Genomic DNA, 21131 nt, shown 5'->3' on the forward strand with positions numbered 1-21131 from the left:
ACAGGCAATTATAATCCACACCAATACCAGCTTGGGGGATGCCCCGGGGAACCCATCCTTTGCAGGCTGAGACCCTGGGAAGGCCCGACAAGTGGTCTGGGGGGTGTGGATGTGAACGAAGCTCAGGCAAGCGGGAAGTTGGACGACTATTCCCTGGAGCGGGTACCGCAAACCGATAGGCGCAGTTGGATAGGCATTGCCACGATGCGTTTCGGCCAACTGTCGGCCTTGTCGCAGTTTCTGCTCGGTGCCACGCTGGGCTACGGAATGTCGTTCTGGCAGGCGTTTTGGGCGCTGACGCTGGGTTCTGCCATCCTGGAGGTGCTCTCCATCTTCCTCGGCATCGCCGGCATGCGGGAAGGGCTGAGCACGACGCTGTTGGTTCGCTGGTGCGGTTTTGGGCGCATCGGCTCGGTCATCCTGAGCCTGGTCGTCGCCATCTCGCTGGTGGGCTGGTTTGGTGTGCAAAACCAGGTGTTTGCGGATGGACTGAGCCAGCTGCTCGGAGGGCCGGTGTGGGCCTGGTCGATTGCGACGGGTATCTTGGTCACGCTGATTGTCATCTTCGGCTTTCTCTCCATGGGTTACACCGCGTACATTGCGGTGCCCCTGTTTGTCCTTGTCGCTTTGTTCTCCATTGGCAAGGCTTTCTCGCACTATTCACTGGGTCAGCTGATCTCCATGCCGGCGCCGGGCCCGCACATTTCCCTGGCGGATGGGGCGAGCATGGTGGCGGGCGGGTTCATCGTCGGCGCCATCATTACGCCCGATATGTCCCGCTATAACCGATCCGCTGCGGATGTCGTCAAGCAGACGGTGGTCGGCATCAGCCTGGGCGAGTACGTGATTGGGCTCATCGGCGTGCTGCTCGCGCACGCGGTCAAATCCTCGGACGTCATCACCATCGTCATGTCGACGAGCGGTCTCATCGGCACCATCATCCTGGTCACCGCGACGGTGAAGATTAACGACTGGAACTTGTATTCCTCATCGCTCGGCATTGTCAACCTGGCCGATTCGGTATTCGGCAAGCGCATCAGCCGGGCGGGGGTTGCGCTTGTGTTTGGCCTTTTGGGCACAGTGCTGTCGGTGCTGGGCATCCTGGCCCATTTCCAAGGTTTCCTCAGCCTGCTCGGTGTGGCCGTGCCGCCGGTGGGGTCCATCCTTCTCGTCGAATACTTTTTGGTCCGCCGCTACCGGGCCGAGCTGGACGCCACCAGGCCGTTGGACAAGCTGCCGGATACGTACGAGGCTTGGAACCCGTTGACCCTGATTGCCTGGGCGGCCGGTTTTGCGGTGGGCCAGTGGCTGCATTGGGGCATTCCTTCCCTCAATTCGCTGATTGTCGGCGGGGGGATGTACTGGTTGCTGAGCGCGTTGGTTCACGGCAAGCGGGCGGTCACGTACGGATCGGTTCCGACGCGTCGTTAATCGGCCTCAGGACAGCTGCGGGCGGGCCCGTCTCACCCCTGGGGTGAGGGGCCGCCGATTTCACGGGAGGACGGATTCGCAATGAGGACACAGATCTATGCACACGACATCGATGCCCTGGCGCTGGGAGCCACCGTGCTGGGCGCAGGCGGTGGGGGAGACCCGTACATCGGCGCTCTTATGGCGAAACAGGCGATGGAGACGCACGGGCCGGTCGAGCTGGTCAGCATCGATGAATTGGCTGACAACGAATTGGTCATTCCCTCGGCGATGATGGGCGCACCGACGGTCATGGTGGAAAAGATCCCGAGCGGACAAGAGCCGAGCGCCGCCTTTCGGCAGCTTGAGCGGTTTCTCGGCCAGAAGGCGGCGGCGACCGTGTCGGCTGAGGCGGGCGGTCTCAATTCCACGATCCCGTTTGTGGTGGCGGCGGAGCTGCGCATCCCGGTGGTCGACGCGGACGGGATGGGCCGAGCGTTTCCCGAGATCCCCATGACCGCGTTCCACCTCGGCGGCATTTCTGCCACGCCGATGATGCTGGTGGACGACAAGGGCAACACGCTGCTCCTGTCGACCATCGACAACGCCTGGACCGAGGCGCTGTCGCGCAGCGCGACCGTGGTCATGGGGGGATCGGCCATGTTGGCCCTGTACCCTGCCACCGCCGGGCGAATGCGCGCCCATCTGGTGCATGGCACGCTATCGCGGGCGCTCGCCATCGGGCGCATCTTGCAGCAACCCATGGACCGAGCGGATCGGCTCGCGGAACTCTTGGAACAAACCAGCGGGCGGCTGCTGTTCACGGGCAAAGTCACCGACGTGATGCGGCGGACGGTGGGTGGGTTTGCCCGGGGGACGGTGACGATAGAGGGGCTTGCAGAGGATACGGGGTCTGTACTGCGGCTGGAGTTTCAGAATGAAAACCTGGTGGCGCTGCGCGATGGGGCCCCCGTGGCCACGGTGCCAGACCTCATCACGGTGATGGACCTAGAGACGATTCGCCCCATCACCACAGAAGAGGTCCGCTACGGACAGCGGGTGACTGTAATCGGCATGCCGTGCGCTGACGTCTGGCGCCAGGAAGCGGCGTTGGAGCTGGTGGGCCCGCGCTATTTCGGCTACGACCTGGACTACGTTCCCCTCCGGCCGTGAAGGGGACGCCTGGGTTGGTCGCGACGAGCGGCAAAGAGATGCATGACGGAGGGATGAGACAGTGAGTTATCGGCTGGGCATCGACGTAGGCGGCACGAATACAGATGTGGTCTTGCTGGACGGAGACAACCGGGTGGTGGCGAAGAGGAAACGGCCGGACAGCAGCGACATCATGACCGGCATCCGCGATGCGGTGCGCGCGGTGCTCGACGACAGTGGTGTCGATCCGGTCGCCATATCGCAGGCGATGCTGGGAACGACGCAGGTGACGAACGCCATCATCGAGCGGCGCGATTTGAACGACGTGGCGGTGGTGCGGCTGGGCGCACCGGCGACCCGCGCGGTGCAGCCACTGGCCGGCTGGCCGGAGGACCTGCGCCGGCGGTATCAGCGGTTTTCGTACATCGTGGGTGGGGGACACGAGTTTGATGGCCGCGAGATTGCTCCCCTCGACGAGAAGGAGTTGACTCGCATCGCCCGTGAGGTGAAGGGCCAGGTGGGGGCTGTGGCCATTTCCAGTGTCTTTTCGCCGGTCAACGCCGCCCATGAAGAACGAGCGGCGGTGATCTTTCGGGAAGAACTGGGCGAGGATACTCCCATCTCCCTGTCTCATCAGATTGGCAGTGTCGGTCTCTTGGAGCGGGAGAACGCCACGGTATTGAACGCCGCGGTGTCGAAGGTGGCGAAACGGGCCACCGTTTCGTTCCAGGAAGCATTGGCCAGTATCGGCATCCACGCCAACCTTTACCTCGCGCAAAACGATGGCACGTTGATGTCGGTCGAGTACGCGCTCTTGTACCCGATTCTCACCATCGCCTGCGGCCCGACCAACAGCATGCGCGGTGCCGCTTATCTGACTGGGCTGAAGGACGCGATGGTGGTGGACGTCGGTGGCACGTCGACGGATGTCGGGGTACTGGTCCACGGATTCCCGCGCGAGTCGTTCATCGCGGTCGAGGTCGGCGGCGTGCGCACGAACTTTCGCATGCCGGACTTGTTCTCGATTGGCCTGGGCGGGGGGAGTATCGTCCGTGATTTGGACGGGGACCTGCAGATTGGCCCGGACAGCGTCGGCTACCGGATTGTGGAAGAGGGACGGTGCTTCGGCGGATCGCAGACCACGTTCACCGATATTGCGGTGGCACTGGGCCGCGCCCGGGTGGGCACGCACCCGGTAACCCTGCCGCGAAATCGGGCGCAGGCGGCTTATGATTTGGCCATCGCCCGCGTCACGGAAGCGATTGACCGGATGAAGACGAGCGCCAGCGCGGTGCCTTTGATTCTTGTCGGCGGCGGCAGCGTGCTGTTGCCGGACGCGTTCGAAGGGGTCTCCGAGGTTTACCGTCCGGACAACTACGATGTCGCGAACGCCATTGGCGCTGCCATCGCGCAGGTGAGCGGGCGCGTGGACAGGATTTTCGCGATGGACCACAGGTCGCGCGAAGAGGTGCTGGAGGAGGCCCAGGCCATCGCGTTCTCGGAAGCCATTCGCGCCGGGGCCGACGCCTCGACGCTGGAGGTCGTTGAGATGGAGGAGGTCCCCATCGCCTATCTGCCGGGGAATGCGGTGCGCGTCAAGGTAACCGCCGCCGGTACGCTGGCCTCGTACGAACGGAGGGGGGCGAAGGACAGCCATGCGCGTTCATGAGCAGGACCTGGAGCCGCTGTCGGTTGGGGCGGCCATCCTGGGCGCCGGCGGCGGAGGCGATCCGCTCATCGGCAAACTGATGGCCCAGCAGGCGATGGCCGAGCACGGCGCGGTGGAGTTGTTGGACGCGGCCGACCTGGAGGACGAGGCGGTGGTGTTTCCGGTCGCCATGATGGGGGCGCCGACGGTCTTCCTGGAAAAGATTCCGGCCGGCGATGAGACGAGCCTGGCGGTGCAGCGGATGGAACGCCACCTCAACCAACGGGTGACGGCCCTGTGCCCGGTGGAATGCGGCGGCATGAACAGCATGATCCCGTTTGTCGTGGCGGCCCGGATGGGGCTGCCGGTGGTCGATGGAGACGGCATGGGGCGGGCGTTTCCGGAGCTGCAGATGGAAACGTTCCATGTCTTTGGCGTCTCCGGCACACCAGCCTGCATTGCGGACGAGTGGGGCAACGTGGTGCTGTTCGAGACGGTGGACAACTATCGGCTCGAATCGTTTGCTCGCGCCTGCACGGTGAAGATGGGCGGATATTCCCACCTCGTCGATTACCCGATGACCGGGGCGCAGATGAAACAGTCCGCCGTACGCGGGACCATCTCCATGTGCATCCAGCTGGGCCGCGCCCTGGAGGACGCCAAACGCGAGCACCGCAATCCGGTCGAGGCCGTGCTGGCGGCCACGGCCGGTACCCTCTACGGCCACGGAGTCCGCCTGTTTTTCGGCAAGGTCGTCGATGTCTCGCGGCGCACGCGAGACGGTTTCGCCGTTGGCAAGGCTGTGCTGCGCGGGGTGGAGCAAGACGCCGACCGTGAAATGACGATTGAGTTTCAGAACGAGAATCTTGTGGCTCTGGTGGACGGGGAAGTGGTGGCGACGGTGCCGGACATCATCGCTTTGTTAGATCCGGAGACCGGACTCCCCGTGACGAACGAACGCCTTCGCTACGGTCAGCGCGCGGTGGTCATCGGCATTCCGACGCCGCAGATCATGCGTACCGATGCCGCCCTCGCCGTCTGGGGACCGCGGCAGTTTGGCTACGATGTGCCGTTCATACCACTGGAGCAGAAGAACGCGGCGTTTTATCGGCAGGTCGGCGTGCCGAAGGACAAGGAGCACTTGTTGGCGGCAAAGTAGAAAGAAGAGCACACTCGACAGATAGCCGCTGCGGACCTCGGAACGAGGCGCCGCGGCTGTTTTTGTTGGGCCTGCGCTCGCCGATCCATTCCATTTCGGTATATCATATAAACACAGTCAGTGCCCGCATCTGGTGCCGATGGATAAGATTCCATAGGCCCAAACTCTCATCACCAGGATATGCGCCTAGATGTGACAGAGTGTTCCGTTGGTTTAGGCTTTTTGTGCAGCAAGCGTGGATCAGCGGTTGGGGGGCCTGAGCATGTTTGACCGAGCGACCGGCCGGGGCGGAGAGCGCGTTCGTGGCAAGGGCCAGAACGATAAGGGAGCCCGTTTTGTCGTTGAGCGGGTGCTGAACAACAATGTCGTTGTGGTGCTGTCTCCCCGTGATGATGAATACATCTTGATTGGCAAGGGTCTTGGCTTTGGCGCCCGGCGTGGACAACCTATCGCCGGAGATGATCCACGCGTGGAAAAAAGCTTCGCTCTTGTACTTCCCACGCACAGGGCTCAATTTGATCAACTTTTCACCACAGTTCGCCCCGAGGTTGTCGGTATCGCGGAGGAAATTATCAGCTTTGCAGCGGAATCTCTTGGCTGCGAGTTTCACGAGCACATCCATGTCGCTCTACCGGATCATATTGGTTTTGCCCTGTCTCGTCTGCAGGGAAATCTGGTGATTGAGAATCCGTTTGTCGACGAGATTCGAACGTTGTATCCGCGGGAGTGGAGGGTGGCGCAGACTGGCGCGCGTCGGATTGAGGAGAGGTTTCAGATTCCGATTCCCGCCGCTGAAGTGGGTTTTTTAACGTTGCACATCCATTCGGCCACGCACCCTCGTGGGCTGTCAGAGACGATAAAGGTCACGGACGCTGTCAATTTGGCCGTGAGATCCATCGAAGAGGGGTTGGGTTATGAAATCTCAAGAGACCACATGAACTACGCGCGTTTGGTCATCCATCTCCGGTTTTCCATTCAACGCGTGCTGCGTCAGCAGCCGATCTCCAATCCATTGGTGGACGCCGTACGGGAGAAGCTGCCGGAAAGTTACCAAATAGCCCAAAAGGCGTCGGATCTCATCGGCCGTCGAATCGGTTGTGAATTTTCGGCCGATGAGGTGGCGTACTTGGCGATGCATATTGCGCGGATTCGGTCGTCCGGCTGAGAGACACTCCATCCGTGTTTGTTCTGTTACGATCTTTTTTCTGTTGCGAATATTATTGATGCAACCTATAATTTACTCAAGGATAGCGTGTTACTGTCGATGCGAAAGACAGGCATGAGCTACGTGAGTGGCTCGTGCTCTGTCTTTTTTTCGTGTCGCGTTGCGCCATCGGGAGAGACCGGTCTGTTACCGGCTCTTGAAGGAGAGGGGGATTATCATGCAGGCCAGAGTCACCTTGGTCAAAGTCGCTATTCTCATGGGAGTAGTCTTTCTCATGGCGGCCATTCTGTATTGGCTTGGCTTGCCTGGAGCGGTGGACGTGCCTTTTCTGGTCAGTGTCGGTTACGGAGTATTGTCGAATTATGCCGCTATCTTGGCGGTTGGAATTGCTGTCGCTCTGGCGAATGAAAATCAAGGCGCTGCCGGTCTGGCGGCTTTCGTCGCCTATGAGGTGATTATTCAGGGGGCGAGCGCCATCAACAAGTCCATCAACCTCAACGACAAGAGCGCTCTGTTGCTTGTGGCCGGTTTGATATCAGGGGCGCTGGCTGGGTACATGTACAACCGCTTTTACCGCACGAAGCTGCCCAGCTGGCTCGGGTTTTTCGGCGGCCGCCGCTTCGTGCCCATCGTGACCGGGTTTGCGGCTCTATTCATCGCGTTGGTGATTGGACATACGTGGCAGTGAGAATGGTCCAGCACATCCGCGCGTATTCGACCGATGCAGAGGGCGCTCGGTATTTCCCACGGTATCTATGGAAGCAAAGGGGGCTCTTCCATGCTGGGTCAACTTCAGCGAATTGGCAAGGCGCTTATGTTGCCGATAGCGGTCCTCCCGATTGCCGGGTTGCTGCTTCGCCTGGGGCAGCCAGATACACTGAACATCCCGTTCATGGCAGCAGCCGGGAACGCCATTCTTAACTATCTGCCGCTGTTGTTCGCTATTGGCATCGCGGTCGGTTTTGCCAAAGACAATCACGGTCTGGCTGGTCTGGCGAGTCTGGTCTCGTTCGAGATCTTGTCCTATGGTGCCAAGGCCATTGACGCCAGCAATGATCTCAGCTATTTAGGAGCGATTGTTACCGGGCTGTGGACGGGGTGGTTGTTCAACCGGGTGAGCCGCCGTGAGGTAAAAGGCTTGGACTTTATGGGGGGAAGCAAGGCTCTGGCGGTCATCCTCATTGCACTGGTTTCCGTGGTTCTTGCCATCGCGTTTGGTTATGGATGGCCGTACGTCCAAGACGCGTTCAATCAGCTCGGCGTTTGGCTCGGGGAAACCGGCGCCATTGGGGCTGGGCTGTACGGCCTGTTCAACCGTCTCTTGATTCCCTTTGGCCTTCACCATGTCATCAACACATACATCTGGTTTGTGTACGGGACCTATCATGGCCAGCACGGCGATCTGACGCGCTTTCTTGCGGGCGATCCGACCGCCGGCGGGTACATGGCCGGCTTCTTTCCCATCATGATGTTCGGGTTGCCGGGGGCAGCCTTGGCCATGATTTTAACGGCCAAGCCGGAACGCCGAAGAGTGGTGGCAGGCGTCATGGGCAGCGCCGCTTTCACCGCCCTGCTTACGGGGGTGACGGAGCCGATTGAGTTCGCCTTCATGTTTCTGGCACCGTTCCTGTTTGTGCTGCACGCGGTACTGACAGGCATTTCACTGTTTGTCTGTTACCTGCTCGGCATCCGGGACGGGTTTACGTTTTCCGCTGGCCTCATCGATTACGTGCTGAATCGCAACCACGCGACCCATGGTTATTGGTTGATACCGATTGGTGTCGCATTCTTCATTATCTATTTCGTCACCTTCTACTTTGCCATCAAACTTTGGGATATCAAGACGCCTGGTCGTGACGAAGGCGACGACGGAAGTGGCACAAGCAGCTTCATTCTCGACGAGTATCAGGCTGGACAATCCGCAGTGGCTGCCGCAGCCGCCGTTGCACCCAGCGTCGGGTACCGCGCTGCTTTCATGCCCTCGAACACGGGCGGGGAGGTTCAGTCCACAAGTAGGGCGCAGGCATATATCCAAGCCTTGGGTGGAGCGGACAACATTTTGGAAATCGAAGCCTGTACCACCCGTCTGCGCCTGAAGGTAAAAGACATGACGAAACTGGATGAGACTGAGTTGAAACAACTGGGGGCCAGTGGGGTGATCCGATTGGATACCCACAATGCCCAGGTTGTAGTGGGTACCATCGCGGATCTGCTGGTGGACGAAATGAAGGAGATCATGTAGGTTCGTCTTCAATGTCTTTACTTCTAGTGACGAGCCTGTTGAACCTTCCGCTACATGTTGCGAAGCCGGTGCTGACGCGTGCGAGGCGCATGGCGACGTCGGTAAACAGGTGCGGACAACGATGGGGAGTGACTTCGATATGAAGAACCTGTTTAGACGCAAAGCGCAAGAGGAATCCGCGGTGACGATTTGGGCGCCCGTCACCGGCAAATTGATTCCCATTCAGGAGGTGGACGATCCGGTATTCGCCCAGTGCATGGTTGGAGACGGCGTTGCGTTGGTTCCCGAAACGGAAGAGGTCGTGGCTCCGGTTTCCGGCACATTGACACAATTGTTCCCAAGCGGGCATGCGGCAGGGATCACGACGCCAGAGGGCATTGAGATTCTGATTCATGTTGGACTGGATACGGTCGAGCTGAAAGGCGAGGGGTTTACCCGGGTCGTCGAACCCGGCCAGTTCGTTCAAGCCGGAACTCCGCTGATTCGTCTGGACTTGGACAAACTGAAGGTGACCGCGCGGTCTCTGGTGACACCAGTGATTGTATCCAACATGCCCAGTGTCGAGAACATGGAGAAGGCCGCTCCTGCCTTTGTCCATGCTGGCGAGGACTGGGTTTTCAAAGTCTGGCCTAAGCGTTGACGAGAGGGTAAAATTCTGTTCTTCCGATACGTGGATATCGTCGTACTCAGCAGGGCGCGCAGGTTTCATCGGAACTCTTGGTTTGTGCTGAAACCTGATCTCAGCGCCCTGTTTCACTTGCTTATCTCCAAAGATATTGTATTTACACTGTCCACCGTCAATGTGCAATCCGATTGCGCAGTTCCTGCAGCCGGTTCCATTGTTTGCGGAGCAGATCCAGGCGTTGGTCGAAGGGGATGGTATCCCAGTGTTCGTACAAGTGGCGGTTGGCTTCTTCAAACCCCTCGATGGTGTTCAAAAAGGCCTCCGACCTCTCATCGTTCATGGCCGCCCTCCTTTGCTGTTCTGGCAATGGTTCGCCGCTAGGATGTCCATCCGCCGGCTGAACCATGCAGGCAAGGAAGTTGTTGCGGCCGTTTGCAGCCGAACACCTCCACTTTTTTCCCGTTGTCGAAACTATACTTTGTATCATGGACGCGGGTCTTGTCGTGCGGTATGCTTGGGACAGACAGAGGCGCGGAATCCAATGTGTCTGCCGAAACCGTCGAGTGAGGTGGAATTGGGTGGTGGACCTAGAGACACGGTTGGATAGAATAGACGATTTGATGACACAACTCATTGCCAACGTCGGCAGTATGCGTGCCGAGATGACCGAGCGATTTGCGCATTTGGAAGCGCGTTTTGATGATGTGGAGACGCGGCTTGCGGCGGTCGAAACACGGTTGGACGATATGGACAGGCGGATGGCGGCGGTCGAAACACGGTTGGACAATGTGGAGAAGCGGATTGTGGACATGGAAACGCAGCTGGATCGCACGGACAAGCGGATGGAGCGAATCGAGAATCGATTGGAACGGACGGACGGCCGATTGGACCGATGGGAAAATCGGCAGGAATTGATGGCTGGGCAGATCGCGTCATTCGACCGACGGTTGGACTATCAGTTGAAGCGAATTGCGAAGACAGAAGAGGATGTGCATCTCCTCAAAGGAACCCATGCGTAGTCGCACGAAGGTACCTGAGGGCTCAGGTCTCTCCTTGTGTTCCATAGATTTTCTTCTATATTATTGTGCCACTTTATTATTATGCCACTTTACACCACGATATTTTCCAGCAAGAAATGTCGCAGGATTCGACCGGATGCGCTACAATAAGTGGACTACCACATCGTGAGGCAGCGAATCCGAGCCGACTTGACAAGGCGGTCTATCATGCGCGACCTATTTGACATTGTCCCTGACAACCTGTTTTCAATTCTGGCAGCGCCAAACCGTCGCGTCTACTTTCGCGCTTTGATGGTGCTGCGTGATTGCTATCAACGCGAAGTGCAGTTTCGCCGCACCGATTTGGTCACGTATCTCATCAGCCAGTTGGAGGAAGATCTGGCCGCGGTGTCGTTCAACGAAGATGTTAACCTGGCCGATGCGGGCGCGTTGGCTGGGGAGGTGGAAGCGTACGGTGAGGCCGTGGCCGCCGATCCCGCGCAGGCGGCCAGCGAGCCCGGGGCGTCGTCGGTTTCAGGGCGCGCCCATACCTTGGTTCGCAAGCTTATCGACGCAGGCTGGTTGGCGCCGATTACCGAGGCCGACAGTCTAGAGGAGACACTCATCGTCCCCGAGTATGCCAGCATCCTGCTGGACGCGTTCGCCGATATTGTCGATCCGCCCGACAGACGTTACAACGCGTTTGTCTATTCCATCTACTCCACCTTGCGCACGGCCAATGAGGACCGCGACGAGTTCATGCTGCAGGCGCTTCAGAGCGCCTACGACAACACGGTGGCTCTGCGCGAAAGCCTGCGCAGCCTTTTGCATAACATCCACCTGTATTATCAGAAACTGCAAGATCGAAAAGAAATCCGGGAGCTGCTTGAAGAACACTTTGACGAATATCAGGTGGGTGTCGCGTTGAAAGTTTACCACCCACTCAAGACGGTGGACAGCGTGTACCGTTTTCGTCCACGTATTCTCCAGGTGTTGCGGTCATGGTTGCAAGACGCCGACGTGCTTGCGGACATGTCGCGGCGGCTGCGCTTGCAGCACCCGGAGTGGGACGAGTCGGACAGTCGGTATGAAATCGTGCGAATGATCCAGTTCATAGTCGACACGTTCGAATCGATTGATGAGACCTTACGCGAGATTGACCGCCGCAACACCGCTTACAGCCGCGCTTCGGCGGAGCGGTTGCAGTATTTGCTGAACACCGACCGCGATGTCAAAGGCAAGCTGATTGAGCTGCTCAAGTCCTTGCCGCCGTTTGCCGAGGATGTGGACTCACCACTGCTGCGCGAGATGGAAGCCCTGCCGCTGTTTCAAGTGCAATGGGCGGATGCGGATGCTCTGTACAGCGAGCCCAGGCGCCGGAAACGGGGGACGCCGCGCCCACTGCAGGCGTCTTCCCAGGTGGCAGAGGCTGCCTTTGCGGCTGAGGCTCAAGAGATGCTGGAGCGCATGGACTCCGTTTTCTCGGAGACGCGCATCGTCGAATTCATCCTCTCGCAAATGGGCGAAGATGGAGTACTACGGTCGCAATCGCTGCGATTGCGGGAGATGGAAGACCTGCTGCGAACCATGATGGCGTTAATCAAAGCGGATGAGCCGCAGGTTCCGTTCGACGTAGAGTGGGACGAGCAGCAGCGGGCCGTCGTTGTCGGGGGATATCGAATTCCGGCCCTGACATTTGTGCGGACACTGGGCGACGGTGTCGCCGTGCCGATGGAGGTCAAAATGGCCAGCGGCCGAGTGGGTCGTGGCCGTGGCAGTCGCGCACACGGGAGGGCATGACCAATTGGACTGGTACCGCGAATACACGGCCTTGACGGATAGAGACCGAGAGGAGTTCGCCCGTATCGTCAGCGTATTGTTTGAGCAGACGTTTCTGGTGCGGGATGTATGGGATGCCAAGGAACGGAGGACAGTCACCAACCGCGATTACCGGTTTGCGGAACGCGTGCTGCCGGTTCTGCAGGCCTATCTGGCGGTGAGTGGTTTTCTGTTGCAGGTGGACGGGCGACGCGGCGTCATGGCGCTGTATAACCGGTTTGGCCGGAACCGGATGCGCTTGGACAAGCTCACTACGTATGTGCTCTATACTCTGCGTCTGATCTATGACGAGCAGATGGAGCAGGCCTCGATGCGGCGCGAGGTGGTGATTCCCCTGCGCGAACTGGTGGGGAAATTGCACACGCTTGGCTTGATTGACCGCAAGCTGGCCGCCACCCACCTGGAGCGGACGCTGAATCGGCTGCGTCGGCGCAGCGTTCTGGCGCGTGTGGAAGGAAATGTGCAGGACCTGGACAGCCGCTGGCTGATCTACCCGAGCATTACGCTGCTGGTCTCGGACGAGCGCATCAATGTCATCTACGACAGGTTCAAGGTGGACAGTCTGGAACCATCCGACAGCCAGGAGGACGAAGATGTGTCCGACCTGGACGCAGATGACGAGGGGGCGGCGCAGTGATTCAGCTTCGGCGGATGCTTCTTATCAACTGGCACTATATTGTCCACGAGGTGTTGGAGTTTGAGCCGGTCACCTTCTTGACGGGCAAGAACGGGGCGGGCAAGTCGACGATTTTGGACGCCCTGCAGCTGCTTGTTCTGGGTGACACGAGCGGTCATTACTTCAACAAAGCGGCCAATGACAACTCGCGCCGCACCCTGCGTGGATACTTGCGCGGCGAGGTGGCGGAAGAAGAAGAGCGTGGGGTCGTGTACCTGCGCGAGGGTCAATTCTCGTCCTACATCGTGGTGGAGTTTGAGGACACGCGCAAGCACCGGCGGTTCTGCCTGGGAGTGGTCTTTGACAGCTATCCGGATGGCAGTTACGACCACCGATTCTTCTCCCTCGATGGGGAGCTGCCAGACTTTCATTTCATCCGCGACGAGGTGCCGCTGGATATCCAAGCGCTGCGCCAATGGGGACAGAGCAGGCGGCAGCGGTTTGAGCTATACGAGAGCAACAAGCGGTATCAGGAAGTATTTCTGGCTAAGATGGGGCGGCTGAACGAGAAGTTTCTCCGTCTGTTCCGCAAAGCCGTGCCCTTTACGCCCATCATGGACGTGGCCGGGTTTATCTCGGAGTTTGTCTGTGATGTCAGGCACCAGGTCGATATCGACGACATGCGAGAAAACATTCGCCACTATCGCCGCATGGAGCAAGAATTAGAGCATGTCCGCAAACGCATAGAGGCGCTGAAGCGGATCCAGGCGACATACGGTCAACTTGAAACGGTGCGCGGGCGGCTGCGGGTATACCACTACCTGCTCGACCGCGCCGACGTGCAGCGTGTGGAAGACGAACTGGCGGAAGCCAACCGGCGTCTTGCGGCATGCCAGGCGGAACTCGATCAGGTGGAGGCGGAGTTGACCGTGGCCGACAGCGCTCGCCAGGCCTGGCAGGACAAGCGTGACCGGCTGGTGGAGGAGCGAGCCCAATCGGACGTGTATCTCAAGCAGCAGGCGTTGCGGGCGGATCGGCAACTCATTGAGACGCGTTATGCCGATATCCTCCGGGCCGGGGAACGCCAGTCGCGGCTGCTGGTCGAACATGCAGCGCGTTGGCAGGCGGTGCAGCAAGGGCTTGCCGCGGCGACAGGCTGGTTTTCCCTTGCCGCCGACAGCCGCTCTCACGAGGTCGCGGGGGAGGCGACACCGGATGGGGAATTCGATCTCCCGTTTGCCGCGGCGGCCGCGGACTACGAACAAGCGCTCCATCACCTGTGCCGGGCCCTCGTCGCACTTCCGAGCGCGTACGATTGGCACGGCCGCGGCCTGTTGGAAGTCGATGTCTCGGCCTGTCGCATCGATGTGGATTCGTTCGCCACGGCCGTTTCGCACTTTGAGGCCGTCCGGGATGCGCTGGGAGAAGCTCATCGGCGCCTGCGCGACGGGGTGGCCGCCTGGGAGCAGGAGATGGTGGATCTTGAGCGGTCCATTGCCGAGTTGCGGCGCGGCATCAAACAGTACGACGGAACGGTGCTGCGGCTGCAGCGTGCGCTCCGCGAAGGCCTCGCGGAACAAACGGGCTCGGCCGTAGCGGTTGACATCTTCGCGGATCTGTTGGAGGTGCGCAATCCTGAATGGCAGGCGGCCATCGAAGGGTACCTGCATACCCAACGCTTTTATCTGATTGTCCCACCCGAACACTTTGTGGCGGCGCTGCGCATTTACGACCAGGTGAAGAAAACGGAGCGGGTGTTTGACGTGGGCCTGGTCGACATCGGCAAGATTCTTGACGAGCACCCGGAACGTCTTCCCGGCTCGCTGGCAGAAGAGGTGGAAACGGACAGTCCCTATGCGCGCGCCTATGCCGACTTCCTGTTAGGGCGTGTCATCAAGTGTGACCGGGTCGAGGATTTGCGCCGTCACCGCACCAGCATCACGCGCGACGGCATGCTCTACCAAAACTTTGTCGCCCGCCAGATGAACCCGCGCCGGTGGCAGACCATGTACATCGGGAAGCGGGCGATTGCCCAACAGTTGCAGCAGAAGACAGAGCGCCTGTCCGCCGTTCAGCAAGCCTGTGTCATGTGGCGACCGCGTTTGCAGCAGGCCCAAGGGTGGAGCCGCCAACCTGTGCCAACCAGTGCCGATGTGGAGGCGGCCCGTGAGACCGACGGCCTGTTGGACAAGTTAACAGGGCTGCAGGCCGACCTGCGGAAGGTGCTGGAGCAGCTGGCTTCCCTTGATCTGACGCATCTGGAGGCTTTGGAGCGGCAGATTGGCGAGTGTGACGATGAGCTGCATCGGATTCGCGATCAGATGGCCGATTTGCAACGCCGGCGCGGCAGTCTCACCGAGAATCGGGATCGCATTGCGGGCGAATTGCTGCCTCAGCTGGAGGAGCAGCTTCAGGTGGCGAAACTGCGGCTGTCCTCCCAGCATGACCCCCTCTTTGCCGCGGACATCGGTGAACCGCGCTATCGCCAGGAGTTGGAGCGACTCGGCGCCGTCGACAGGATTGTCGCGAACTTCACCCGGCAACGGGCCACGGATGCGAATCGGGAGGCTGAATACCAACGTGAACTGATTGACCTGCGCGCCGCCTACAACAAGGAGTTCCTGGCCGGGTTTGACATCCAGCGCGAGGACAACGAGGCTTACGAGGAAGAGTTGCGCTGGCTGGTCGAGTCACAGGTCACCGAGTATGAAGAGAAGATCCGCGCCGCCAAGGAACGCGCGCAGGTGCAGTTTCAAGAGGATTTCGTCAGCAAGTTGCGCAGCAACATCGAGACGGTGCAGCACCAGATTCGCGAGCTAAACGACGCTATCAAGAGCGTGCCGTTCGGGCGCGATCGCTACGAGTTTGCTGTTCGCCCGAATCCGCAGTACGAGCGATTCTATCGCATGATCACGGACGATCTGCTGCTCGAAGGTTATGGACTGTTCTCGCAATCGTTTCAGGAGCGGCACGGCGATACGATTGAAGAGCTGTTTCACAACATCGTCGATGTGGACGAGCAGGACCCGCTGGTGCACACGGAGTTGGAACAGAATCTGCAAAAGTTCACCGACTACCGCACGTACCTCGACTTCGACCTGTTGGTCAAGGATGAGGAAGGGCGACAATCGCGGTTGTCGCGCGTCATTGCCAAGAAATCGGGTGGCGAGACGCAGACCCCCTTCTACATCTCGGTGCTGGCTTCGTTTGCCCAGATGTATCGCGTACGCCAGATGGGCCTGGACAACACTCTGCGGCTCATCGTATTCGACGAAGCCTACAGCAAAATGGACCACCAGCGTATCCGTGAGAGCATACGCTTGACCCGCGAGTTGGGGCTGCAGTTGATCTTGTCCGCGCCTACGGAGAAAATTGCGGACATTGTCCCGCACGTGGACCGCACGCTGGTTGTCACCCGCATTCGCAGCGTGACGCGCGTCTCCGCCTTTGATGCCAAGCGGGCGGAGGTGGCCAATCGTTGACGCGTTCTCCGTGGGCGGAACGGATGGTGGGTGAACTCATCCATCGCTACGAATCCAGCAAAGCGTTTGTCACCGGCCAGCCTACCGCACGGCGGATTCAGCTGCGGATGGAGGAACGATATGCTCCCGGATATTTTTCCGGCTCGGCCGATCCGGACGTGATTCGCACCTTTCACGCGGACTTGCGGAGCCTGGAGGAGAACGGTGTCCTCGAACTCAAGTGGGTGAAGCACGAGGAAGGAAATCTGCTGGAACGGGTGTATCTGCAGTGGCAGGGCGTGGAACGGGCCTACGCATGGCTGGGCCGGCAGCCACTGCGCGAGCAGTTGGCCGATGTGGCCGAGGAATTGGAGTCGTGGCGCCCACGCCTGGCCACGCCATGGCTGGAGCAGTGGCTTGACGATGTGCAAGCGCAGTTGACGGAGCAGGGACGTTTTCCGACCAGTCTGATTCCGTCCGATCCGCATCGCCGCCGGCTGCTGCTGTCGGCTTTGGCGGGATGGGTAGACAAAGGCGACGAGGAGTTGACCTTGCGCCTGTTCTCCAAGCGTTATCTTCGGTCGAGCAAGGCGTTTGAGCGCCAGGTGCAAGAACGATTCCTGGCGGTCATACGCCGCTATTGGCCGCCTGCCGAAGAATTGGTGCGAGCGGGTATGGGGGACGCAGAACTTTTGAACGAACTTGGCATTCTTTCGAGTCACGACGATGTGGCGTTTGCGGGTCCGCTTAGGATCCGAGTGGGGGGACAGGATGTGGATGCTTCTGCGTTCCCCTACGGGTTGGCGCTGGGGACGGAATCGGTGCGCAGGCTGGAGGTCGTATCCGCACCGGAAGGGCGTGTCCTGACCATCGAAAACAAGGCCAATTACCGCCACTATGTCCAGACGGAGCGGAGGGCGGACGAAGTGGTGGTGTATCTCGCCGGGTTTGCCAGTCCGGTCGTACGCCGATTTTTGCAGGCCCTCCGGGAACACGGACAACGGCAAGGACACCTGCCTCGTCTCGAACACTGGGGCGATCTGGACTATGGCGGCATCCTCATCCTGCAGCACCTACGCGACTCCGTCTGGCCTGAGGCCGTAGGCTGGCGGATGGAGCCGGTGTGGTTGGACCGGCTGCAGGAATATGTCACGCCTTTTGATGAGAGCTATCGCGACAGGCTCTATAGCCTGCTGCAGGATGACCGCTACGCGCCCGAATGGCCTCTGGTGCAAAAGCTGCTTGACGTTGGTGGGACGCTGGAGCAGGAGGCGTTCTTGGTGTAATGGGACGAATGACCCAAAGAAAAATATAGGTACCATGCGTCATGGACGCAGCGGGTCGTCTGGAGTATGCTTTCTGCAGGGACAAGCTTCGCATGTCTTTGAGTCCATGATGAAGGGAAGATCAAACGATGTCGGATACACAGAGTTCACTTGCACGAATTGAAGACATGGTGACTCAATTGATTCGCATGGTCGGTGGCATGCGTTCGGAGTTGACCGCCCTGCGGCAAGACGTTGACGGTCTGCGCGTGAGGCAGGAATCATTTCATGAGGAGCAGCAACACCTGCGCGAGCAGTACGGCGAACTACGGGCGGAGTTCAAGACGCTGCGGGAACAGAATGATGACCTGCGGGCGGAGTTCAAGACGCTGCGGGAACAGAATGACGACCTGCGGGCGGAGTTCAAGACGCTGCGGGAGCAGAATGATGACCTACGGGCGGAGTTCACGAGCTTTCGCGCCGAAATGAACGAGTTTCGGCACGAGGTAAAAGAACAATTTGCTGCAGTGCACAAACGTTTGGACAGGGTCGAACAACAGCAGGAGACATTGGCAGCCCAGGTGGCCCTAACAAATCAACGTCTTGACTATCAGTTGGTGCGGGTAGCCCGCAATGAGGAACAAATTCATCTGCTGAAATCAGCTCGTTCGTAGTGCATATTTTGCTTATCTTCCCCTCGCATAAACATCCTTGAGGATTTCCATAAACGTTTTGGCAGTCTCGTCGACATATGCGTTTTTTGGATAGACAAGTCCCACCGGTTTCCGCCGCGGAGCGCTCTGAATGGGAATAGCCACGATGTCGGACATGGAACGCTGTTGAATGTAGGACTTGGTTAAGATGGCGCCGAGGGAGTCAATGGATAACATATTTACCAATGATTCCAAGCTTGATAGTTCGACGGTGGGGGAGATTGGTACCCCGAACGCGGCCGCATCCTCGTCGACAAATCGACGCAGCACGTAGCGTTTGGGTAGCATAGCCAATGGCACGCTACGCAGGTCTTCCCAACTTACACACGGCGCATCGGCCAATCTGTGGGCGTTGGAAACCGCGAAGTAAAATTCCTCATCGAACAGATGAATAAATTCGAGACGTGCATCTTCAGACATGCGGAAAATGACGCCCAAGTCCAGCTGGTGGTTGAGCAGCGCTTCGATGGTTTCCTCGGTGCGCATGTCCAGAATGGACAAGGTGACATGGGGGTATCGTTCGTGAAACGTTCGGACGGCCTGGATGACGATGTGGTTGCCTGCGCATCCAATGGATAAACGGCCCCGTTGCAATCCATGCAGTTCCTGAATCTTCCTGTTGGCTTCTTCCAGTTCGTAAAAAACTTGCCGTGCGTGCGTGAGCAGAATCTGTCCAGACTGTGTGAGCGCGATACGCTTGCCCGTCCGCTCAAACAGCCTTGTGTTGAGTCTGGTCTCCAACAATTGAATTTGATGGCTGAGCGTGGGCTGCGTGATACCGAGAAGGTCTGCGGCTCGGGTGAAGCTGAGTTCCCTCGCCAGCACCATGAAGTACTCCAAAAGGCGAATCTCCATGCACTTTCCCCCGCACCGGCCGATCTTCAGGATCAATTGATGGCATCTATGACCCCATAGAAATGTCTATATTGATAGTATTTTCGATCTTATTATAAGCTGCAGGTGATACGGCAGCAACAATTGTGGAATCAGGACGCCGACACTGCAGATGAACACGCGCGCGTTTGTTGTCTTGGTGTCTGCGGCAAGGGGGAGATACAGATGGCGGAATCGTGGAACGCGCTTCAGACGACCGCGGCCACCACGGCTAACAGAGCTGCCACAGCCACCGTCACGGCCTCGGACAAGATGATGACAACATTGACAGAACTCGGGGTCGACTGTATTTTTGCCAATCTCGGCAGTGATCACCCGGCCATCATCGAATCGTGGGCCAAACTGCGGGCACAGGGGCAGGCGATGCCGAGAGTGATTATCTGCCCGCACGAGATGGTTGCACTGAGTGCCGCTCACGGTTACGCGCAGGCCACCGGCAGGCTGCAGGCTGTATTTGTCCACGTGGATGTGGGCACGCAAAACCTGGGTGGTGCACTGCACAACGCCCTGCGTGGTCGGGTGCCTCTGCTCATCTTCGCTGGCGCTTCGCCGGTCACGCTGGACGGGGAGAAGACTGGCAGTCGCAACGAGTTCATTCACTATCTCCAAGACATCTCGGACCAGCGTGGGATGGTACGGGCGTATACCAAATGGGATTACGACCTGCATGTCGGCGAAAACATTGACTTGGTCATCAAGCGGGCCGTGCAGCTGGCCCAATCAGATCCCATGGGCCCGGTGTACCTCATGGCCCCGCGCGAGGTACTGGAGGAAACGGTCCATCCCGCGGAACCGGTCATACGGCATCTGTCACCGACTCACCCGTCGGGGCTGGCCCCTGCCAAAGCGCGGGAAATTGCTGCCGCCCTCGCCAGTGCAGAATTTCCGCTCATCATCACGAGCTATTTGGGGCGGAATCGGGAAGCGGTGCGCGAACTGGTGGCGCTCAGCGAGGAGTGGGCCGTGCCGGTCATGGAGGCGGGCCCGCACTACATGAACTTCCCGGCTGACCATCCTATGCACCTGGGATACGAGGATTTTGTGCACGAGAACCCTTACCTGCAAAAAGCGGATGTCGTCTTGGTACTCGACTCGGACATCCCCTGGATGCCACAAAAATCACGGCGCCGGGCGGGATCGACGTTGTTCTGGATTGATGTCGATCCGCTCAAAGACACCATCCCTTTGTGGTACTACTCGGGCGAACACGCCTTCCGGGCCGACATCTGCGTGGCCCTGCGGCAGATTCGGGAACAACTTGCCAACTGCGCAAGGAAGGAATCCGTTCTCCGCGCGCGCCGGGCCTTTGTGGCGGGGGAAGCTGCCCGTCTACGCAGAGAGTGGGAGGTGGCGGAGCAGTTCCCGGCTGATGGAGTGATAACCCCTGAGTTTCTGACCAGGACGGTGCGCGAGGTGACGGACGAGGACACCGTCATCATCAATGAGGCTATCTCCAATTATCAGGTGGTATGGCGACACGTACGGGCCAAGAGGCCTGGGTGTTTTTTCGGCAGCGGGGCGAGTTCGCTCGGCTGGCACGGCGGCGCAGCCATCGGTGTTAAGTTGGCTCACCCCGACAAGACGGTGGTGGCACTTACCGGGGACGGATCGTACATCTTCAGTGTGCCGTCGGCTGTCCATCTGGCGGCCGCCAAGTACGAAGCCCCGTTTCTGACCGTGATCTACAACAACGGAGGTTGGAAATCACCCAAATTGTCGACGCTCGCTGTCCACCCGGACGGGTTTGCCAGTCGAGCATCGGACTTTCCGGTCGACTTCTACCCGGGTGCTCAATTGGAGAAAGCGGCTGAGGTCGTACCCGGCACCTATACGGCTCGCGTGGAGGAACCGGCCAAATTGCGCGGGGTGTTGCTAGAGGCTCTGAGTCACGTTCGAAGCGGCCATTCGGCCGTAGTCAATGTGGTGTTGCGGCCATTGTAGTGG

General features: G+C 59.2%; 17 protein-coding genes. 15 read left to right on the top strand and 2 right to left on the bottom strand.

Annotation, left to right across the window (positions count from 1 at the left end; translation table 11 throughout):
- Positions 1–111: 111 nt before the first annotated feature.
- From ASH01S_RS10040 to ASH01S_RS10075, 8 genes are all read left to right on the top strand, one after another.
- On the top strand, positions 112–1431 hold the full coding sequence (locus ASH01S_RS10040; protein WP_245629022.1) for a cytosine permease: 1320 nt from the start codon (positions 112–114) through the stop codon (positions 1429–1431).
- A gap of 81 nt (positions 1432–1512) precedes the next feature.
- Positions 1513–2583, top strand: a complete 1071-nt coding sequence (locus ASH01S_RS10045; protein WP_067927316.1) for an S-methyl thiohydantoin desulfurase family protein — start codon at positions 1513–1515, stop codon at positions 2581–2583.
- 61 nt (positions 2584–2644) lie between these two features.
- A complete protein-coding gene (locus ASH01S_RS10050; protein ID WP_067927319.1) occupies positions 2645–4231 on the top strand; it encodes a hydantoinase/oxoprolinase N-terminal domain-containing protein in 1587 nt (528 codons plus the stop codon).
- Positions 4218–5369 (top strand): S-methyl thiohydantoin desulfurase family protein, encoded by a 1152-nt coding sequence (locus tag ASH01S_RS10055; protein ID WP_067927322.1) that lies wholly within the window; start codon positions 4218–4220, stop codon positions 5367–5369. The genes ASH01S_RS10050 and ASH01S_RS10055 overlap by 14 nt, the downstream gene beginning before the upstream one ends.
- A 262-nt stretch (positions 5370–5631) precedes the next feature.
- On the top strand, positions 5632–6534 hold the full coding sequence (locus ASH01S_RS10060; RefSeq protein ID WP_067927325.1) for a BglG family transcription antiterminator: 903 nt from the start codon (positions 5632–5634) through the stop codon (positions 6532–6534).
- 217 nt (positions 6535–6751) lie between these two features.
- Entirely contained in the window at positions 6752–7222 is a 471-nt protein-coding gene (locus ASH01S_RS10065) for a PTS transporter subunit EIIC (RefSeq protein WP_067927328.1), read from the top strand.
- 90 nt (positions 7223–7312) lie between these two features.
- Positions 7313–8776 carry a PTS transporter subunit EIIC gene (locus tag ASH01S_RS10070; protein ID WP_067927331.1) on the top strand — a complete coding sequence of 488 codons (1464 nt, stop codon included), beginning with the start codon at positions 7313–7315 and terminating at the stop codon, positions 8774–8776.
- A gap of 139 nt (positions 8777–8915) precedes the next feature.
- Positions 8916–9416, top strand: coding sequence for a PTS sugar transporter subunit IIA (locus tag ASH01S_RS10075; RefSeq protein WP_067927335.1), 501 nt, complete (start codon positions 8916–8918; stop codon positions 9414–9416).
- Positions 9417–9573: 157 nt separating this feature from the next.
- On the opposite strand, the gene ASH01S_RS18510 is transcribed toward ASH01S_RS10075, so the two are convergent.
- On the bottom strand, positions 9574–9741 hold the full coding sequence (locus ASH01S_RS18510) for a hypothetical protein (protein ID WP_157067085.1): 168 nt from the start codon (positions 9739–9741) through the stop codon (positions 9574–9576).
- Between the two features lie 241 nt (positions 9742–9982).
- On the opposite strand from ASH01S_RS18510, the gene ASH01S_RS10080 reads away from it, so the two are divergent.
- The 6 genes from ASH01S_RS10080 to ASH01S_RS10105 all read left to right on the top strand — a co-directional run bounded on the left by ASH01S_RS10080 (position 9983) and on the right by ASH01S_RS10105 (position 18254).
- On the top strand, positions 9983–10420 hold the full coding sequence (locus ASH01S_RS10080) for a hypothetical protein (RefSeq protein ID WP_157067086.1): 438 nt from the start codon (positions 9983–9985) through the stop codon (positions 10418–10420).
- 207 nt (positions 10421–10627) lie between these two features.
- Positions 10628–12199, top strand: coding sequence for a Wadjet anti-phage system protein JetA family protein (locus ASH01S_RS10085; protein ID WP_067927340.1), 1572 nt, complete (start codon positions 10628–10630; stop codon positions 12197–12199).
- 4 nt (positions 12200–12203) lie between these two features.
- On the top strand, positions 12204–12875 hold the full coding sequence (locus ASH01S_RS10090; protein ID WP_169794219.1) for a DUF4194 domain-containing protein: 672 nt from the start codon (positions 12204–12206) through the stop codon (positions 12873–12875).
- Positions 12872–16336: an ATP-binding protein gene (locus ASH01S_RS10095; protein ID WP_067927351.1), complete on the top strand. Its 3465-nt coding sequence runs from the start codon at positions 12872–12874 to the stop codon at positions 16334–16336. The genes ASH01S_RS10090 and ASH01S_RS10095 overlap by 4 nt, the downstream gene beginning before the upstream one ends.
- On the top strand, positions 16333–17601 hold the full coding sequence (locus ASH01S_RS10100; RefSeq protein ID WP_067927356.1) for a Wadjet anti-phage system protein JetD domain-containing protein: 1269 nt from the start codon (positions 16333–16335) through the stop codon (positions 17599–17601). Before ASH01S_RS10095 ends, ASH01S_RS10100 begins: the two co-directional genes overlap by 4 nt.
- 128 nt (positions 17602–17729) lie before the next feature.
- Entirely contained in the window at positions 17730–18254 is a 525-nt protein-coding gene (locus tag ASH01S_RS10105; RefSeq protein ID WP_067927360.1) for a hypothetical protein, read from the top strand.
- A gap of 12 nt (positions 18255–18266) precedes the next feature.
- Here the strand turns inward: ASH01S_RS10105 and ASH01S_RS10110 are convergent, their stop codons facing one another.
- Positions 18267–19148 (bottom strand): LysR family transcriptional regulator, encoded by an 882-nt coding sequence (locus tag ASH01S_RS10110; protein ID WP_067927363.1) that lies wholly within the window; start codon positions 19146–19148, stop codon positions 18267–18269.
- A gap of 204 nt (positions 19149–19352) precedes the next feature.
- Here ASH01S_RS10110 and ASH01S_RS10115 point away from each other — a divergent pair, with 204 nt between their 5' ends.
- A complete protein-coding gene (locus tag ASH01S_RS10115; protein WP_083517027.1) occupies positions 19353–21128 on the top strand; it encodes a thiamine pyrophosphate-requiring protein in 1776 nt (591 codons plus the stop codon).
- The last annotated feature ends 3 nt before the right edge of the window (positions 21129–21131 follow it).

Origin of the sequence: Alicyclobacillus shizuokensis NBRC 103103, from assembly GCF_001552255.1 — a bacterium.
GTDB lineage: Bacteria > Bacillota > Bacilli > Alicyclobacillales > Alicyclobacillaceae > Alicyclobacillus_G > Alicyclobacillus_G shizuokensis.

Excerpts from the sequence above, each read along its gene's own strand:
- ASH01S_RS10115 (WP_083517027.1), top strand. The coding sequence starts at position 19,353 with ATGGCGGAATCGTGGAACGCGCTTCAGACGACCGCGGCCACCACGGCT.
- ASH01S_RS10075 (WP_067927335.1), top strand. The coding sequence starts at position 8,916 with ATGAAGAACCTGTTTAGACGCAAAGCGCAAGAGGAATCCGCGGTGACG.
- ASH01S_RS10045 (WP_067927316.1), top strand. The coding sequence starts at position 1,513 with ATGAGGACACAGATCTATGCACACGACATCGATGCCCTGGCGCTGGGA.
- ASH01S_RS10060 (WP_067927325.1), top strand. The coding sequence starts at position 5,632 with ATGTTTGACCGAGCGACCGGCCGGGGCGGAGAGCGCGTTCGTGGCAAG.
- ASH01S_RS10105 (WP_067927360.1), top strand. The coding sequence starts at position 17,730 with ATGTCGGATACACAGAGTTCACTTGCACGAATTGAAGACATGGTGACT.
- ASH01S_RS18510 (WP_157067085.1), bottom strand. The coding sequence starts at position 9,741 with ATGAACGATGAGAGGTCGGAGGCCTTTTTGAACACCATCGAGGGGTTT.
- ASH01S_RS10110 (WP_067927363.1), bottom strand. The coding sequence starts at position 19,148 with ATGGAGATTCGCCTTTTGGAGTACTTCATGGTGCTGGCGAGGGAACTC.
- ASH01S_RS10085 (WP_067927340.1), top strand. The coding sequence starts at position 10,628 with ATGCGCGACCTATTTGACATTGTCCCTGACAACCTGTTTTCAATTCTG.
- ASH01S_RS10065 (WP_067927328.1), top strand. The coding sequence starts at position 6,752 with ATGCAGGCCAGAGTCACCTTGGTCAAAGTCGCTATTCTCATGGGAGTA.
- ASH01S_RS10055 (WP_067927322.1), top strand. The coding sequence starts at position 4,218 with ATGCGCGTTCATGAGCAGGACCTGGAGCCGCTGTCGGTTGGGGCGGCC.
- ASH01S_RS10070 (WP_067927331.1), top strand. The coding sequence starts at position 7,313 with ATGCTGGGTCAACTTCAGCGAATTGGCAAGGCGCTTATGTTGCCGATA.